We start from the raw sequence: 17,395 nt of genomic DNA, 5'->3' as shown, positions 1-17,395 counted from the left end.
AATCGTCTAACCAGTGAATCAAGCAATTCGTGTGGGAGCTTATGAAGAAGCTGCGATCTTCGATTAAGGAGGTGATCCAGCCGCAGGTTCCCCTACGGCTACCTTGTTACGACTTCACCCCAGTCATGAATCACTCCGTGGTAACCGTCCCCCTTGCGGTTAGACTAGCTACTTCTGGAGCAACCCACTCCCATGGTGTGACGGGCGGTGTGTACAAGGCCCGGGAACGTATTCACCGTGACATTCTGATTCACGATTACTAGCGATTCCGACTTCACGCAGTCGAGTTGCAGACTGCGATCCGGACTACGATCGGTTTTGTGGGATTAGCTCCACCTCGCGGCTTGGCAACCCTCTGTACCGACCATTGTAGCACGTGTGTAGCCCTGGCCGTAAGGGCCATGATGACTTGACGTCATCCCCACCTTCCTCCGGTTTGTCACCGGCAGTCTCCTTAGAGTGCCCACCCGAGGTGCTGGTAACTAAGGACAAGGGTTGCGCTCGTTACGGGACTTAACCCAACATCTCACGACACGAGCTGACGACAGCCATGCAGCACCTGTGTTCCGATTCCCGAAGGCACCCTCGCATCTCTGCAAGGTTCCGGACATGTCAAGGCCAGGTAAGGTTCTTCGCGTTGCTTCGAATTAAACCACATGCTCCACCGCTTGTGCGGGCCCCCGTCAATTCATTTGAGTTTTAACCTTGCGGCCGTACTCCCCAGGCGGTCGACTTATCGCGTTAGCTGCGCCACTAAAATCTCAAGGATTCCAACGGCTAGTCGACATCGTTTACGGCGTGGACTACCAGGGTATCTAATCCTGTTTGCTCCCCACGCTTTCGCACCTCAGTGTCAGTATCAGTCCAGGTGGTCGCCTTCGCCACTGGTGTTCCTTCCTATATCTACGCATTTCACCGCTACACAGGAAATTCCACCACCCTCTACCGTACTCTAGTCAGGCAGTTATGGATGCAGTTCCCAGGTTGAGCCCGGGGATTTCACATCCATCTTACCAAACCACCTACGCGCGCTTTACGCCCAGTAATTCCGATTAACGCTTGCACCCTTCGTATTACCGCGGCTGCTGGCACGAAGTTAGCCGGTGCTTATTCTGTTGGTAACGTCAAAACAGCAAGGTATTAACTTACTGCCCTTCCTCCCAACTTAAAGTGCTTTACAATCCGAAGACCTTCTTCACACACGCGGCATGGCTGGATCAGGCTTTCGCCCATTGTCCAATATTCCCCACTGCTGCCTCCCGTAGGAGTCTGGACCGTGTCTCAGTTCCAGTGTGACTGATCATCCTCTCAGACCAGTTACGGATCGTCGCCTTGGTAGGCCTTTACCCCACCAACTAGCTAATCCGACCTAGGCTCATCTGATAGCGCAAGGCCCGAAGGTCCCCTGCTTTCTCCCGTAGGACGTATGCGGTATTAGCGTTCCTTTCGAAACGTTGTCCCCCACTACCAGGCAGATTCCTAGGCATTACTCACCCGTCCGCCGCTGAATCATGGAGCAAGCTCCACTCATCCGCTCGACTTGCATGTGTTAGGCCTGCCGCCAGCGTTCAATCTGAGCCATGATCAAACTCTTCAGTTCAATACTGCTTGGGTTTTGCGAAAACCCTAAACTTGGCTCAGCAATCGCACGCTCTATTTAAAGAGCTAAAACTCTCGAATTCACGAGTGTTACTTGCGTTGCTGATAATCAGTCGATCATCAGTCTTACATCACAAGCACCCACACGAATTGCTTGATTCGACTTGTTAAAGAGCAGTTGGTCAAGGCTTTCGTCTCAACCGAGGCGCGCATTCTACAGCAGCACCTCATCTTGTCAAGCGTTGTTTTCGAAAATTTTCTTTTCTACTCAACCGCTTGCGCTTCGGAGAAGGAAACCTTCTCACCAGCGGGAGGCGCATTCTACAGTGATCAAACTCACTGTCAAGCACCTCGATGATCTTCTTTTCGACTCACTGCCGGAGCAGCGAATGAACAGTGGCAAGTGATTCACCTGCCGGACCACCACTCTCAGCTTCGAATCTTTGTAAGTGCTTGATTTTCAAGCTCTTTCAGCGCTTCGTCGCTGGGAGTGGTGCGCATTATAGGGACTTAAAAAGACCCGTCAACGACTTTTTGCAGAAAGATGACAAATACCTGCCTGCCGTTCTCTATATATAGAAGAGCAGATAACCAATGAATGAAGACACCACGGAAATTGCCCCAAGTGAACGGCACGAACTTCGAGCAGCTTGTATGGCCCGCCGAGCTATCATGATGGCGGCGCCCACCCGCTCCCTGGGCCGGATGGTCTACTAGGAGACCCTGTGTGAATCGGATTCAACTGCTCATCGCCTCCTGCTTGTCAGCGACTTCACTCCTCGCCTTTGCCGAAAGCCCTCAGACATTCCTGCAAGGCCGTGTTTATGAACTGCGCCGGGATACCTCGCCGCCGTTCTGCTACGAATGGGCAACCGGCTTGCCGAATGGCGTCTGGGGCAATGGCGGGGACTATGGGCAGAAGACGGAGAAGCTCATGGGCAATGGTGCAGTCCTGATTGCCTCGGCAACCTACAAGCCCACCGGAGAGGTGGTCTCCCACTCGTTCTATAAAAGCAGGGAAGCCTGCCAGAAGGACCTTTCCAGAAGGCCGGAATCGATTCCACTCGTAGCCGCCACATCGATGCCAGTGAAAACCGCCCCCCTTGGGCAAAGCTCGACATACGTCGACCGCTTGCAGCGCGATTTCGGGCAGCGAATCTATTTCAGCTCGCCCACGGCGGAGACGATCATCAAGAAGATCAACATCGACTGCCGGGCCCCGGACGGCCGCTACCTCCCGCTGTACAACGCTCTGCTCGCGCGACTGAATGAAGCAAACACGCCCGATGCCTGGATGGAAACCAGCGTGGTCAACAGGGGGAGGAACATCCAGGTCTTCGACAGCGTTCGTCTGAAGAATGGAAAGGAGCTCACCCCCCAATTGACCCTGGAAATCAATGAATGGGGCGCCGTCGAAACCCACGGCGTCCGGCCTGAAGCCCTGTCGAATGCCTGCTTCGGCTCATACGGCCCCATCTGGAAGATCTGATCCAGACGCTCCGCCGCGACCTGCCGCAGCCAGGACCCACGGACCGAACCAGCAACGCCCAGGCCTCGTAAACCTTTGAATCTCTTGACGTTGCATTACGAGGCAGGCTTATCTCCCCTAAGCTTGCCGGCCGGCAAATTGCCACGGATCACCCATACTCACCCTACGTCATTGATTTGTGGCGCATTCCAACGACACGTGCCTCACGCCTGAACATCATCTGCCGCTTCTGCCGCGGGTCCCTTGCAAGGGACTCCCGCAGCGAGTGCGTGGAGCTGGGCAGGCGCAGCGAGGCCGACAACCTGCGGCTTTCAGCAGGTCGAGGAACGCTTGCGGCCCCGTCGTCATCGCTATCGCCACATACATTTGGAGAAAACATGAAGAAACACGCGGCACTGCTTCCCCTGTTCGTCCTTCCGCTGCTGCTGGGCGGCTGCTCGAGCAACAAGGTCTCGAGCGAAGACTATTCCGGCTTCCTGAATGACTACTCGCACCTGAGCGAGCAGGAAAACGCCTCCGGCGCCAAGGTCATGTCCTGGGTCGACCCGAACCTGAATCTGAGCCGCTACACCAGCGTCTACATCGAACCGACGCAGTACTTCCCCAAACCGGCGCCGACCGACAAGGTCTCCCAGCAGACCCTCGACCAGATTTCCGCCTACTACACCCAGGTGCTCAAGCGCGAGTTCGGCCAGGTGCTGCCGGTGGTCAACCAGCCTGCCAGCGACTCGCTGGTGGTGCGCGCCGCCATCACCGGGGTGAGCAGCCATACTCAATCCCTGCATGCCTACGAAGTCATCCCGATCGCCCTGATCGCCGCCGGGGTGAGCACCGCCACCGGCATCCGCGACCAGGACACGGTGATCGCCACCGAAGCCGACTTCCTCGATGGCCGCACCAGCAAGGAAGTGGCCCAGGTCGTGCGCAAGGGCACCGGACAGTCGCTGGAGAACGACAAGCAGGCCATGACCGCCAACGATGTGAAAGGCGTGCTCGACGGCTGGGCCAAGGACATGCGCCTGTCTTACACCAAGTTGCGCGCGCAGCAGTGAGCGTTACTCGGATTACCCGGCCGGACGACGTTCCGACCGGGCTTGAGAACAGAATCGGCACTCGGGGCAGCGAATCCCGAGGAGCCGCAAGGGAGCTGATGAATGCCACATGATGGAAGCCTGTTGCAGGCGACGGTGATTTTCCTGCTGGCCGTGGTGGTTCTGGTGCCACTGGCACAGCGCCTGAAGCTTGGTGCGGTGCCGGGCTATCTGCTGGCCGGCATCCTGATCGGCCCCTCGGTGCTGGGTCTGATCAGCAATCCGCAGAACGTCGGCAAGCTCTCCGAAATGGGCGTGGTGATGCTGCTCTTCATCATCGGCCTGGAGCTTTCGCCGCGCCGGCTATGGATGATGCGCCGCTCGCTGTTCGGGGTCGGCTCCCTGCAGGTTGGCGTGACTGCCGTAGTCCTTGGCCTGCTGGCCTATCTGCTGTTCGGCCAGTCACCGGCCGCCGCCCTGGTGCTGGGCGTGGGCCTGGCGTTGTCGTCCACCGCCTTCGGCCTGCAGGTGCTGGCCGAGCGCAAGGAACTGAACAAGCCCCATGGCCGCACGGCCGTGGGCATCCTGTTGTTCCAGGACATCGCCGCCATTCCGCTGATCGCCATCGTGCCGCTGCTGGGCGGCGCCGGGGACAGCGCGCCGGATGCCGGTATACGGCCGCTGCTGGCGGTAGCAGTCGGGATCGGCGTGGTAATCATCGGCGGCCGTTACCTGCTGCGGCCGGTATTCACCTGGGCAGTCGGCTCCGGACTGCGCGAGCTCTCCACCGCCACCGCCCTGCTGGTGGTCCTGGGCACTGCCTGGATCATGGAGCACGTCGGCGTGTCCATGGCGCTGGGCGCCTTCCTCGCCGGCATGCTGATGGCCGAGTCGCAGTTCCGCCATGAACTGGAATCGCAGATCGAACCGCTCAAGGGCCTGCTGCTCGGCCTGTTCTTCGTCGGCGTGGGCATGACTGCCGACCTGCGCCTGCTGATCGGCCAGCCGCTGCTGGTTCTGGGCGTGACCTTGCTGCTGGTGGGCATCAAGTTGCCGCTGCTGGTCGGCCTGGGCCGCCTCTTTGGCGGCCTGAACCGTGCCGGCGCGATATGCCTGGGCGTGGTGTTGGCATCGGGCGGCGAATTCGCCTTCGTGGTGTTCAAGCTGGCACTGGATCACCGCCTGCTGGAGCAGCAGGTGCACGATGTGCTGGTGCTCGCCATCACCCTGTCGATGGCCGTGGTGCCGCTGGTGATGATGGCCCTGGCGCGCCGGATGAGCGACGAGACGACAGAGACTGAGGCTCCGGAAGGAACACCGGAGGTGGATGACCAGCCCAGGGTGGTGATCGCCGGCATGGGCCGCATGGGGCGTGTGATCGCCAAACTGCTGCAAGCCCAGGACGTGCCGGTGGTAGCCCTGGACACCTCGGTGGACGCGCTGCGCCGCCAGGGCAAGGAAGGTGGCGTGCCGGTCTTCTACGGCGACCCGACGCGCCCGGAAATCCTCCATGCCGCCAAGGTCGGCGAGGCCGAGCTGGTGATCGTCGCCACCGACGATCCGGAGATCAACCTGAATACGGTCGATGCCCTCGCCCGCCTCTATCCACATACCCGGGTGATCGCCAGGGCGAACAACCGCCAGCAGGTCCTGCAGTTGCTCGACCGGGGCGCCAACCCGGTGCGCGAGACCTTCCATTCCAGCCTGGAAATGGGCCGCCGGGCCTTTATCGAGCTGGGTGTGAGCGAGGAACAGGCCGCCGCGTGGGTGCGCCGCTACCGACAGCAGGAAGCGCAATGGCTGCTGGATTTGCACCGGCAAGGCCGCAGCGACGATCCGGATGGTCGCTTCGGCGACGACAGCAATCCCGTCGCCGGTGTGACATCGCAGCCCCGGAATCAACCCTTGGAAAGCGCCGCTCGGCGCGATGACCGTCCGACCTGAAGGGTCGCTCTGGAGGAAAACCATGCAACCCAGTTTCAAGCTCGATAGCGCCCTGTCGCGAGGGATGCTCGACGTCCTCATCAAGGCCGGGCTGATCGCCGTCCTGGTGATCTTCTCCTTCCAGGTGTTCCAGCCCTTCCAGGAACTGATGATCTGGTCGGTGATCCTCGCGGTCACCCTTTACCCGCTGCAGCGTTGGCTCAAGGCGCGCACCGGGCTGAAGGACGGCCACGTGGCGACCCTGATCGTCCTGTTCGTCCTGCTGGTGCTGCTGGTGCCGATCTACCTCCTGGCGATCAACATCGGCGACTCCCTGGACAGCGTGGTGACGCTGCTCAAGAGCGACACCCTGAGCATTCCTGCACCGCCCGAGTCAGTGGCCACATGGCCGCTGATCGGCCCGCGCCTGTACGCGGCCTGGCAGTCGGTATCCGGCGGCCTGAGCGAGGTGGCGCAACACCTGCTGCCTTACCTGAAGGGCACCGGTCGCGTGCTGCTGGGTGCCGCCGCCAGCGCCGGCGGCGCCTTCCTGCTATTCATCGCGGCGGTCATCATCTCCGGCATCATCATGGCCTTCGGTGAAAACGGCGAACGCGCGGCGCAACGCATCGCCATACGGGTCTCCAACGTGGAACGCGGCAAGCACATCGCAACCCTGTGCACCGCCACCATCCGCGCGGTCGCCCAGGGGGTGATCGGTATCGCCTTCATCCAGATGCTGCTGATTGGTGTCGGCTTCGTGATCAAGGGCGTGCCGGGTGCGGGCATCCTGGCAATTGCCATCCTGATCCTGGGCATCGCCCAGGCGCCGGCGACCCTGATCACCCTCCCGGTGATCGCCTACGTCTTCTCTACCGAAGGCTTCACTGCCGCGACCATCACCTTCGCCATCTACTCCTTCGTCGCCGGTCTCGCCGACAACGTGCTCAAGCCGCTGCTGCTGGGCCGCGGTGTCGACGTGCCGATGCCGGTGGTGCTGATCGGCGCCCTTGGCGGCATGGTGGTCAAGGGTATCATCGGCCTGTTCATCGGCCCGGTGATCCTCGCCGTGGCCTACAACCTGTTCTGGCAATGGGTCGACCAGCAGGAACCGGAAAGCGCCTCCGAGTCGCCCGAATAAGCCAAGGATTGCCATGCCAAAGCGTGTCAGACGCTGCACACTCATCTTCGCCACCCTCCTGGCCGGCTGCACCCAGGTCGGCCCGGACTTCCAGCCGCCGCAGGACCCGTGGCTGGCCGGCTGGAAAACGCCGCTGCTGGAGCAGGCGGGTCGCAATGCCAATGCCCCGGACCTGCGCCGGTGGTGGACGGTGTTCGCCGACCCGACCCTGGACGCGCTGATCGCCGAAGCCGACGCGCACAACACCAATCTGCGGGTGGCCGGCCTGCGCATCGCCGAGGCGCGCGCGCAGCTGGCCATCGCCGAAACCGGGCGTTATCCGCAGTTGCAGCAGATCCGTGGCGAAAGCCTTTACCTCAAGCAGAACCAGTCCGGCGCGCCGACCGCCCGTGACTCGGTGTTCTGGCAATCCAGCACGGGCTTCGACATCGGCTGGGAGATCGACTTCTGGGGCCGTTTCAGCCGCGCCATCGAATCCGCCGACGCCGCCTACTTTGCCTCCGAGGCCAACTACGCCGACGCCATGGTGCTGCTGCGTGCGCAGGTCGCCGACACCTACTTCGGCCTGCGCACCGCCGAGGCACGCCTGGACATCGCCCGCGAGAACGCCAAGCGCCAGGAGCGCAGCCTGGAGATTACCGAGCGGCTGTTCCGCCACGGTGAGAACGACGAACTCGACTGGCAGCAGGCCCGCACCCAATACCTGGCGACCCAGGCCACCATCCCCGAGTTCGAGAACCAGGTGAACGCCCTGCGCAACATTCTCTGCGCGCTGCTCGGGCGACCGCCGGGAGCGATGCCGGAGCTGGCCGCGCGCCACGGCCGACTGCCGCTGCCGGACCGGGCGATTCTCCAGGACGTGCCGGCCAACCTGTTGCAGCGCCGCCCGGACATCCGCGCCGCCGTGCAGGCGGTGGCCGCGCAATCGGCGCTGGTGGGGGTCGCCGAAGCCGACCTGTATCCGTCGATCAGCCTCCTGGGCAGCATCGGCTGGAGCTTCGTGTCGGCCAACAACCTGCCGGACAGCTTCAACCTCGCCGCTGGCCCGAGCCTGATCTGGAACCCCTTCGACTATGGCCGGCGCAAGAACGCCGTGCGCGTGGAAGACGCGCGCCTGCAGCAGTTGATCGAGCTCTATCACCAGGACGTGCGTAACGCCGCGCGCGAGGCCGACGACGCCGCCAGCGGCCTGGTCCGTTCGCTGCAGAGCGCGGGCATCCGCGAGCAGGCCTCACAGGCCGCCCAGCGCTCCCTGAGCCTGGCCAGCTCGCAGTATCGCGAAGGCTTCGCCGACTTCCAGCGCGTGCTCGACGCCCAGCAACTGCTGCTGCAACAGCAGGACGGCTACCTGGTCAGCCGGGGCAACGCGGTCAGCAGCCTGGTGGCCCTGTACAAGGCCCTGGGTGGCGGCTGGGATAGCCAACGCGCGCCCATCGACCCGGCCACTCGCCAACAGATGCAACAACGAACCGACTGGGGCGACCTGCTCGACGAGCCTGCCCCCCAGAACCCCACCAGCACCGCAGGAAAAGGTGAGCAGAAATGAGCGACGCCCCCGGCACGCCGACCGCACAACAGCCGGCCCCTACCCCAGGCAAGTCCTCCCCCGACCGTGGAATGCGCGTGGTATTGCTGCTGATCGTCGTCAGCCTGATCTGGTACCTGCTCGCCGACCGTTTCACCCCCTACACCCAGCAGGCGCGCCTGCAGGCCTACGTGGTCCCGGTGAGTGCCGAGGTGGCGGGCCAGGTGAAGCGCGTAGCGGTGGGCAACAACCAGGAAGTGCGCAAGGGCGACGTGCTCTTCGAGCTGGACCAGGAGCAGTACCGGATCGCCCTGTCGCGGGCCGAGGCTGACCTGGATACGGTGCGCCGGCAGATCGGCGCCAGCACGGCCGGCATCGACTCCGCCCAGGCCGGGCTGGCCGCGGCGCAGGCCAACGAGCGCAAGGCGCGGCAGGACTCGGAACGCTTGCAGCGGCTGTACCAGGAAGACCCCGGCACCGTTTCCGTGCGTCGCCTGGAAAATGCCCAGGCAAACCGCGAACAGGCGGCCAGCCAGGTGGCGGCCGCACGCGCCGAAGTCGAACGCGCCCGCGAACAACAGGGCGGCCATGACGAGGACAACGCCCAGTTGCGCAGCGCCACGGCGAACGTGCAGAAAGCCCGCCTCGACCTGGCCCGCACCGTGGTGCGCGCCGACTCGAACGGACTGATCACCGACCTGCGCACCGACGTCGGCCACTACGTCGGCCCCGGCAGCCCGGTGATGACCCTGATCGCCATCCATGACGTATGGATCAGCGCCGACATGACCGAGAACAACCTCGGCCACCTGAGCACCGGCAGCCCGGTGCTGGTGGTGCTCGACGCCCTGCCCGGCGAGCTCCTGCGCGGCCGCATCCGCAGCATCGGCTACGGCGTGAGCGTCGGCCAGAGCACCCCGCCGGGCTCGCTGCCGACGGTGCAGAACAGCCGCGAGTGGCTACGTTCGGCGCAGCGTTTCCCGGTGATCGTCGAACTGGACCGCGACCAGCCGCTGAACACCGCCGCCCTGCGCGTGGGCGGCCAGGCGGAAGTCATGGCGCTGCCCAGCGAAGGTAATCCGCTGAACCTGATCGGCCGCCTGTTCATGTGGCTGATGAGCTGGCTGAGCTATGCCTATTGAGCTGCGGCGCCGGCGCGCGCTGAGGCTGGCCTGGGGTGTCGCGCTGTGCCTGGCGGCCAGCTACGGCATCGGGCTGCCGATTCCCTTTCTCGCACCGGTACTCGCAGTCCTCCTGCTGGCCATGCGCGCGCAGGCTCTGCCGCTCAAGGCGGCACCCGCCCTGGCGATACTGGTGTTGCTCAGCTGCGGCATCGGTTTGCTGCTGATCCCACTACTGCGCCATGCCCCGCTGAGCGGCGTGCTGCTGGTGGGCGTTGGGCTGTACCTGGTCTTCCGCTACGCCCTGCGCGGCGGCAATGGCCTGCTGGCAAACCTGCTGGTGGTGGGCCTGACCATGATCGCCGCGGCGGGCACCAGCGACTTCACCCTGGCGTTGTCGGTGGTCGAGGCGCTGGCCAAGGGCATGCTGCTGGCCGTGCTGTGCACCGCCGTGGCCCATGCGCTGTTCCCCGAGCCGGCCAATGCGCCCTCGCCCCCTGCCCCGCCATTGCCCACCGAGGAAGACGCCGGCTGGATCGCCCTGCGCGCCGTGCTGATCGTGATGCCGGCCTTCCTGCTGGCGATGATCGCGCCGGATCGCTTCATGCCGCTGATCATGAAGTCGGTGAGCCTCGGCCAGCAGGCCGGCGAAACCCGCGCGCGCCACGCCAGCCGCGAACTGATCGGCTCCACCCTGCTGGCCGGGCTGCTGGCGATCCTGGTGTGGGGCGCGTTGAGCTTGTTCGTCGACCTCTGGATGTTCTTCCTCTGGGTGCTGCTGTTCGCCCTCTGGCAGGGGCGCCGGCTCTACGCAGCGGTGGCCACCCGGCAGAGCCCGGCATTCTGGGTCAGCTGCCTGACCACCATGCTGATCCTGCTCGGGCAATCCGTGCAGGACAGCGCGTCAGGCCAGGACGTCTACCGCGCCTTCGCCGTGCGCATGGCACTGTTCCTCGCGGTGTCGCTGTACGCCAGCGGCATGCTGATCTGGATCGACAGCCGCCGCGCGCGGACGGGTACGGCCTAGGGCTGCCAGTCGACCCCGGAGTCGCTGAGGTAGGCATCGACAGCCGCGCCGACCGTGGGGTGGAAGGCGCTTTCTCCCATGCGTTCGAAGAGTTCGAAGCGCTTCATCTTGTCCTTCACCGGGTCTTTCATCTCCGCGAACTGCAGCTCCACGCCGCGCGCCTCCAGGGCTTTGTCCAGTTCAGCGAGCATGTCGGCGGAGGTGATGTCGATGCTGGTCACCGGCTCAGCCGCGATCACCAGGCGCTGCACCGGCGTGGGCGACTGGTCGACGGCCTCCAGCACCGTGTTCTGGAACTGCTCGGCGTTGGCGAAGAACAGCGGTGCGTCCCAGCGGAACAGCACCAGCCCCGGGATGCGCCGGGCCTGCGGGTAGCGCGCCACATCGTGGTAGCCACGGGTGCCCTCGACCCTGCCGAGCACCGCGAAGTGCGGCCGCCAGCCGTCCCAGAGGAACTCGATCACCGAGATCACCACCGCGATACAGATCCCCGGAATGGCGCCAAACACCGCAACGCCGACGAAGCAGGTGAAGGACAGCCAGAACTCCCACTGCTGCATGCGGAAGATGCGCTTGAGGTCGGCGAACTCGAACAGCCCCAGCGCCGCCGCGATCACCACCGCCGCCAGCGCGCTGTTGGGCAGGTGTTGCATCAGGTTGGGCGCCACCAGGAGCAGCAGGGTAACCGCTAGGGCGCCGATGATGCCGGTGAGCTGGGTCTTCGAGCCGGCGGCCTCGGCCACCGGCGTGCGCGACGAGCTGCTGCTGATCGGAATGCCCTGGAACAGCCCGGAAGCCAGGTTGGCCACGCCCAGGCCGAACATCTCCTGGTTCGGGTCTACCGGCGTCTTCATCCGCGCGGCGTAGGTGCGCGACAGCACGCTGGTGTCGGCAAAGGACACCAGCGCCACCGCCACGCCGCCGAGCACCACTTCCATCAGATCGATACCGGTCAACCAGGGTATGGAGAAGGACGGCAGCCCCTGGGGCAACTCGCCGAGCACCTTGACGCCCAGGCTGCCGAGGTCGAACAGGCTGACCGACAAGGTCGCCAGCACCACCGCGATAAGAATGCCCGGCAGACGCTGGTAAGGCTTGAGCAGCAGGATCAGCACCAGGCTGCCGGCACCCACGGCGAAGCTCGCCCAATTGGCGCGGTCATCGAGCAATGCCTGCCCCAGGCTCCAGAGATCGCGCAGCGGCCCCTGGCTGTCGACCGACAGGCCGAACAGCTTGGGCAACTGGCTGATCAGCACCGTCAGGGCGATGCCGTTCATGTAGCCGTAGCGGATCGGCTTGGACAACAGCTCGGTGATGAAGCCCAGGCGCAGCAACCCGGCGACCATGCAGACCACCCCGGACACCAGCGCCATCAGGCTGGCAATGGCAATGGCGCGCTGCGGATCGCTCGCCGCGTACTGCACCACCACCGCGAGGATGGGCGCGGCCAGCGCCGAGTCCGGACCGAGCACCAGAATCCGGCTCGGGCCGAACAGCGCATAGGCCAGCAGCGGGATGATGGTTGCGTACAGACCATAGATACCCGGCACGCCGGAAGCCTCGGCGTAGGCGATGCCCACCGGCACCAGCATGGTGGTTAGCACCAGCCCGGCCGCCAGGTCCTTCGGCAACCACGCCATCTGGTAATGCCGCAGGGTGACAAGCCCCGGCAGCCAGCGCTGCCAGTTGAAACCTGAGTGTTGCGGACGCGAGGAGGATCCCGGATGGGACGTATCGGACATGAACGAATGGCTCCAGGGCAAGAACGGCGCAGGAAAGGCATCGCGCAATGGAGACCTTTCCGTCCTTCAGCGTAGAACAGCCCGACCCATCGTAGCGCTATGCGGCTCTCATAGGTTTTCGGGAGTGGACGGCACTCATGCCGTTTTCGAGCGGACGGTGTCACTGGCGGCCAGCGCCAGAAGTGGGCACTCATGGACGGAAGTTCTTGGACCATAATCGTCAGGCCACGCACTTCACGACCGTTATCAACCCCAAGGACAGCGCACCATGGCCAAATACCTGATTTCCTTCCCCAGCGCGGCAATGATTGTCCCCGACGGCGAGTTGGAGGCAGTAAGCCGCGACGCGCACGCAGTAATCGATGAGGCGAAGGCCGCCGGCGTATATATCTTTGGCGGCGGCATCGACGAAGACGTGCCGCCCATGCTTGTCTCGGCTGACGGTTCGGTCGCCAAGGGCGGCTACCCTTGGGCTCCCCCGCTGAACGGCGGCTTCACCGTGCTGGAACTGCCCTCTCTCGAGGAGGCCGTCGCATGGGCCGCGCGTATTGCGAAAGCCTGCCGCTGCCAACAGGAGCTCCGCGTCTTCGGGTTCGATCCGAGGTCTTAAGGGGCGCTAAATTCCGCCTGACACGCCAGGCAGCGTTGAGTTGCCTGGCGCCAAGGTGGCAGGAATGACTCCCAGACAGCACAACTCGCCCAGGGTCATCCCTGCAGGCGCCTCGTCACACCGTGCGCAAATCGCGCTTGAGCAGCTTGCCCGAGGCGTTCAGCGGCAGGCTCTGGACGAACTCGACATGGCGCGGAACCTTGTAGTTGGCCATGTGCTGCCGGCACCAGGCGATCAGCGCATCCGCCGTCAGGTCGAGGTCGGGGCGCAGTATCACGAACGCCTTGCCCACCTCCCCCTGGCGGGCGTCGGGAACGCCGATCACCGCCACCTGCGCCACCGCCGGATGTTCCATCATCAGGCGCTCTACCTCGGCCGGGTAGCAGTTGAAGCCGCCGACGATGAACATGTCCTTGAGGCGATCGGTGATCCTGAGGTACCCCCGCTCGTCGATGGCACCCACATCACCGGTATGCAACCAACCCTCGGCGTCGATGGCTTCGGCGGTGGCCTGTACGTCGTTGAAGTAGCCGCGCATCAGGTTGAAGCCCCGGATCAGCACCTCCCCCACCTGGCCGCTGGGCAGCGCCCGCCCCTCGTCGTCCACGCAGCGGATCTCGATGCCCTCCAGAGGCCGGCCGCAGGTGCTGGCCACAGTCTCTACGTCATCACCGGGCCGGCACAGGGTCGCCAACCCGCAGCTCTCGGTCAGGCCGTAGGCGGTCAGCACGCTGGCGAAGCCCAGCTCACTGCCCATGCGCTGCACCAGCACCGGCGGCACCGAGGCCGCGCCGGTCACCGCCACCCGCAGCGAGGACAGGTCGAAGTCGCCGCGCCGTGGGTGTTCCAGCATGGCCGAATACAGCGCTGGCGGTCCGGGCAGGAAGGTCACCCGATCCCGCTCGACGCGCCGCAACACCTCTTCGGCGTCGAAGGTGCGCTGCGGCAGGATGGTCGCGCCACGGATCAGCGCCGCCAGCCAACCGGCCTTGAAGCCGAAGGCATGGAAGAACGGATTGACGATCAGGTAGCGATCCTCGGCACCAAGGCCGACAGTCTCGCCCCAGTTATCGAACAGCCGCAGGTTCTGCCCGTGGGCGCAGAGCACGCCCTTGGGATAGCCGGTGGTGCCGGAGGTGAACATCAGGTCGCTGAGGCTGTTCTCGTCCAGCGCGTCGATGCGTGCGTCGAGCGCGGCTTCGGGGATCGTTTCGGCACCGGCGAGGAAATCGTCCCAGCTGGTATCACTGTCGCGCGCCTGTTCGATGACCACGGTGCACTCCAGATCGACCAGCACCTGGCCGGCCAGCAGCTCCGGGTAATAGCTGCCGAGGAACTCGCCGACGCTGAACAGCACCCGCGCGCCGCTGCGCCGCAGGATGTCCGCCGCCTCGGCTGCCTTCAGCCGCGTGCTCAGCGGCACCAGCACCGCGCCGGCCATCAGGCCACCGAGGGCCGCCAGCAGCCAGCGGTGCCCATTCGGTGCCCACACGGCGACCCGTTCCCCCGGCGTCAGGCCCAGCGCGAGCAAGGCCTTGCCCATCTGCCGGGAGCGGCTTTCCAGCTCGCCGTAGGTCAGGCGCAGGTCGCCCTCGTCGACGGCGATGTGCTCGGGAGCGCGACGCGCGCTGCGTACCAACGCTGCAGGAATGCTCCGCGCCGGCATCATGGCTGCACCTCCACCGCGTCGGCGTACACCGGGTAGTCGGTGAAGCCACCGGCCCCCGGGGTATAGAGAGTGGCGCGGTCGAAGCCTGCCAGGGGATGGCCCTCACGCAGGCGCGCCACCAGGTCGGGGTTGGCGATGAAATGGCGGGCGAACGACACCGCCTCGCCCTGCCCCGCGGCGATGGCCCGGGCGGCGTTGGCGCCGTCGAAGCCGTCATTGAGGATCAGCGCTCCGCTGAAATGCCGTCGCGCCAAGGCGAAGGCATCCAGCCCCGGCTGCGGCGAGCGGCTGACCTGCAGGTAGGCCAGGCCCAGCGGATCGACGGCGTCGAGCAAGGCCCCGTAGGTGGCGAGCGGATCGTCGTCCTGCATGTCGTTGTACGGATTGCCCGGGCAGATGCGCAGGCCGACCCGCCCTGCCCCTATCGCCTCGGCCATGGCTTCGAGGGTTTCCACGACGAAGCGGATGCGCCGCGTCAGCGAGCCGCCGTAGCCGTCGCTGCGCTGGTTGCTGCCCGCCAGGAGGAACTGCATCGGCAGGTAGCCGCTGCTGCAGTGCAGTTCCACCCCGTCGAAGCCGGCCGCGCGGGCGTTCAGCGCGGCCTGCCGGTACTCATCGACGACGCCTGCGACCTCGCTGGTCTCCAGCGCGCGCGGCACCTCCATCGGCACCATGCCGTGGCTGTCGCTGTACAGGCTGCCGCGTGCGGCGATGGCGGACGGTGCCAGCGTCTCGGCGCCTTCCGGCTTGTTGTGGCGGCTGGCCGCCCGGCCGACGTGCATCAGCTGGAGCACGCGGCTGGCCCCGCCCCGCTCGCCGATGGCGGCGTTGACCCGTCCCCAGGCGCCGATCTGCGTGGGCGTGGCGATACCCGGCGTGCGGCAGTAACCCTTGCCGTGCACGCTCGGGTAGGTGCCTTCGGCGATGATCAATCCGGCGTCGGCACGCTGGCTGTAATAGCGAGCGTGCAGCGCGTCGGGGGCATCGTCGGCATCGGCGCGGCTGCGCGTCATCGGCGCCATCACGATGCGGTTGGCCAGTCCTAGCTCGCCCAGTTGTAGCGGTTCGAACAGCGCGTCCAGCGCGCGAGAGGAAGAGCCGGCCATCAGCGCACCTTGATCCGCGGTGCGCTGGAACCCCGGCGCATGGTGTCGAGGAACTGCTCCAGCGGCGCCGGCTCGGCCACCTGCGGCAGGGCATCGTCGGGTTTGTTGCTCCAGAAGGTCTTCCAGGTCGGCCAGAGGTCGTGCCAGGAGCCGTCATAGGGCTCGCGGCCCGGCCAGCGCATCTTCTTCTCGCCGATCGGCGGGCGGTTCAGGTCGGTGGCGTAGAGGTAGCACGGCAGGCGGCGGCGGAAGTACCAGCGCCCGTCGATGCGCTGGTAGTCGTCCCAGTAGAGCATCTGCATGATCACCCATTCCGGGCCGGCTTCATGCTCGTTCTTCGAATAGACCACGCCGCTGGCGTTGTCGGCATCGCGGAACTCGATGATGTGCCCGCCGATATGGTGCGAGGTGGTGCTGAACTGCAGGCGCAGGGTGTCGTCCATCCAGGCCTTGAGGTGGGCGCGGCCGACCTGGTCCTTGCCGACCCGCACGTCCTCCGGGAACAACCCGACCCAGGCATCGAGGTCACGCATATCCAGGGCCAGGGCGTACTTGGCCGGCAGCATGCGGATCTGCTCCAGCGACTCCAGGCGATCCAGGCGCTGTTCCAGGCTCATTTCATTCATCGGTTTCTCCATGGTCTGGGCTCAGCGCTGCGAGGAAATGTTGCCGCCGTCGACGACGATTTCCGCGGCGTTGATGTAGCCGGCCTCATCGGACAGCAGGAAGCGCACCACGCGGGCCACTTCATCGGGGCGGCCAAGGCGGCCGAGCAGGATGCGCCGCTCGAACACACCGGGGTTGGCTTTCGCGATCGGCTCCACCATCGGCGTGAGGATCTGCCCCGGCGACACCGAGTTGACCCGAATGCCGTCGGCGCCAAGGGCATCGGCCAGGGAGCGCACCAGCGACAGCAGGCCGCCCTTGGAAGCGCTGTAGGACGGGATCAGGCCGTTGCCCAGGGTGGCGTTGATCGAGGCGATGCCGACCACCGAGGAACCCGGATTGGCGCGCAGGTCGGGCAGCATTTCCTGGACCAGCAGCGCCATGGCCCGCAGGTTGACGTCGAGCACTCGGTTCCAGCGCTCCACGGTGAGTTGCTCGATGCCGCTCTGGTCGACCATGCCGGCGGCATGCACCAGGCCGCCCGGCGCACCCAGTGCCGTGCGGGACGCCACCAGGGCCGGCGCGATGGCCGAGGCGTCGCACAGGTCGATGCCCAGACCCAGGCAGCGCACGCCGAAGGTTTCGCCCAGGCGCGTGGCGACTTCGGAGGCCTTCTCGGCCTGCAGGTCCCAGATGGCCACGGGGCGGCCGACGGCGGCGAGCGCCTCGGCGCAGACCAGGCCGATGCCGGAAGCGCCGCCGGTCACCACCACCGGGCTGGCGGGGGAATTGAGCTGGATATTCAT

General features: G+C 65.0%; 13 protein-coding genes and 1 rRNA gene. 8 read left to right on the top strand and 6 right to left on the bottom strand.

Going from position 1 to position 17,395, the window contains the following annotated elements; translation table 11 throughout:
- Nucleotides 1-64: 64 nt before the first annotated feature.
- Nucleotides 65-1,600 (bottom strand): 16S ribosomal RNA (locus SD196_RS13730).
- Between the two features lie 726 nt (nt 1,601-2,326).
- On the opposite strand from SD196_RS13730, the gene SD196_RS13725 reads away from it, so the two are divergent.
- The 7 genes from SD196_RS13725 (at nt 2,327) to SD196_RS13695 (ending at nt 10,856) form a co-directional block, all read left to right on the top strand.
- Nucleotides 2,327-3,088: a hypothetical protein gene (locus SD196_RS13725; RefSeq protein ID WP_275607102.1), complete on the top strand. Its 762-nt coding sequence runs from the start codon at nt 2,327-2,329 to the stop codon at nt 3,086-3,088.
- A gap of 377 nt (nt 3,089-3,465) precedes the next feature.
- The gene (locus SD196_RS13720) at nt 3,466-4,140 is read left to right on the top strand and encodes a DUF3313 domain-containing protein (protein WP_416311677.1); all 675 of its coding nucleotides are present in this window, start codon (nt 3,466-3,468) and stop codon (nt 4,138-4,140) included.
- Nucleotides 4,141-4,242: 102 nt separating this feature from the next.
- A complete protein-coding gene (locus SD196_RS13715) occupies nt 4,243-6,063 on the top strand; it encodes a monovalent cation:proton antiporter-2 (CPA2) family protein (RefSeq protein ID WP_416311676.1) in 1,821 nt (606 codons plus the stop codon).
- Nucleotides 6,064-6,085: 22 nt separating this feature from the next.
- Entirely contained in the window at nt 6,086-7,183 is a 1,098-nt protein-coding gene (locus tag SD196_RS13710) for an AI-2E family transporter (RefSeq protein WP_331319960.1), read from the top strand.
- Between the two features lie 13 nt (nt 7,184-7,196).
- Complete coding sequence (locus SD196_RS13705; protein WP_416311675.1) at nt 7,197-8,729, top strand: efflux transporter outer membrane subunit; 1,533 nt, start codon at nt 7,197-7,199, stop codon at nt 8,727-8,729.
- A complete protein-coding gene (locus SD196_RS13700; protein WP_416311674.1) occupies nt 8,726-9,850 on the top strand; it encodes an HlyD family secretion protein in 1,125 nt (374 codons plus the stop codon). The genes SD196_RS13705 and SD196_RS13700 overlap by 4 nt, the downstream gene beginning before the upstream one ends.
- Complete coding sequence (locus tag SD196_RS13695) at nt 9,840-10,856, top strand: DUF2955 domain-containing protein (protein ID WP_275607107.1); 1,017 nt, start codon at nt 9,840-9,842, stop codon at nt 10,854-10,856. Before SD196_RS13700 ends, SD196_RS13695 begins: the two co-directional genes overlap by 11 nt.
- Here the strand turns inward: SD196_RS13695 and SD196_RS13690 are convergent.
- On the bottom strand, nt 10,853-12,598 hold the full coding sequence (locus tag SD196_RS13690; RefSeq protein WP_275607108.1) for a SulP family inorganic anion transporter: 1,746 nt from the start codon (nt 12,596-12,598) through the stop codon (nt 10,853-10,855). The genes SD196_RS13695 and SD196_RS13690 overlap by 4 nt on opposite strands.
- A 268-nt stretch (nt 12,599-12,866) precedes the next feature.
- Between SD196_RS13690 and SD196_RS13685 the strand changes: the two genes are divergently transcribed.
- Entirely contained in the window at nt 12,867-13,208 is a 342-nt protein-coding gene (locus SD196_RS13685) for a YciI family protein (protein WP_416311673.1), read from the top strand.
- 115 nt (nt 13,209-13,323) lie between these two features.
- Here the strand turns inward: SD196_RS13685 and SD196_RS13680 are convergent, their stop codons facing one another.
- From SD196_RS13680 to SD196_RS13665, 4 genes are read right to left on the bottom strand one after another with little or no spacing between them, the layout of a single operon-like run.
- Nucleotides 13,324-14,877 carry a FadD3 family acyl-CoA ligase gene (locus tag SD196_RS13680; RefSeq protein WP_416311672.1) on the bottom strand — a complete coding sequence of 518 codons (1,554 nt, stop codon included), beginning with the start codon at nt 14,875-14,877 and terminating at the stop codon, nt 13,324-13,326.
- Nucleotides 14,874-15,959 carry an alkene reductase gene (locus SD196_RS13675; RefSeq protein WP_416311741.1) on the bottom strand — a complete coding sequence of 362 codons (1,086 nt, stop codon included), beginning with the start codon at nt 15,957-15,959 and terminating at the stop codon, nt 14,874-14,876. The genes SD196_RS13680 and SD196_RS13675 overlap by 4 nt, the downstream gene beginning before the upstream one ends.
- 23 nt (nt 15,960-15,982) lie before the next feature.
- Nucleotides 15,983-16,609: a nuclear transport factor 2 family protein gene (locus tag SD196_RS13670; RefSeq protein ID WP_416311671.1), complete on the bottom strand. Its 627-nt coding sequence runs from the start codon at nt 16,607-16,609 to the stop codon at nt 15,983-15,985.
- Between the two features lie 21 nt (nt 16,610-16,630).
- Nucleotides 16,631-17,395 (bottom strand): SDR family NAD(P)-dependent oxidoreductase, encoded by a 765-nt coding sequence (locus SD196_RS13665; protein WP_416311670.1) that lies wholly within the window; start codon nt 17,393-17,395, stop codon nt 16,631-16,633.

This window comes from Pseudomonas macauensis (assembly GCF_047902425.1).
Taxonomy (GTDB): domain Bacteria; phylum Pseudomonadota; class Gammaproteobacteria; order Pseudomonadales; family Pseudomonadaceae; genus Pseudomonas.
Note: the sequence above shows the minus strand (reverse complement) of the source record. Positions and strands in the feature narration are given on the sequence as shown.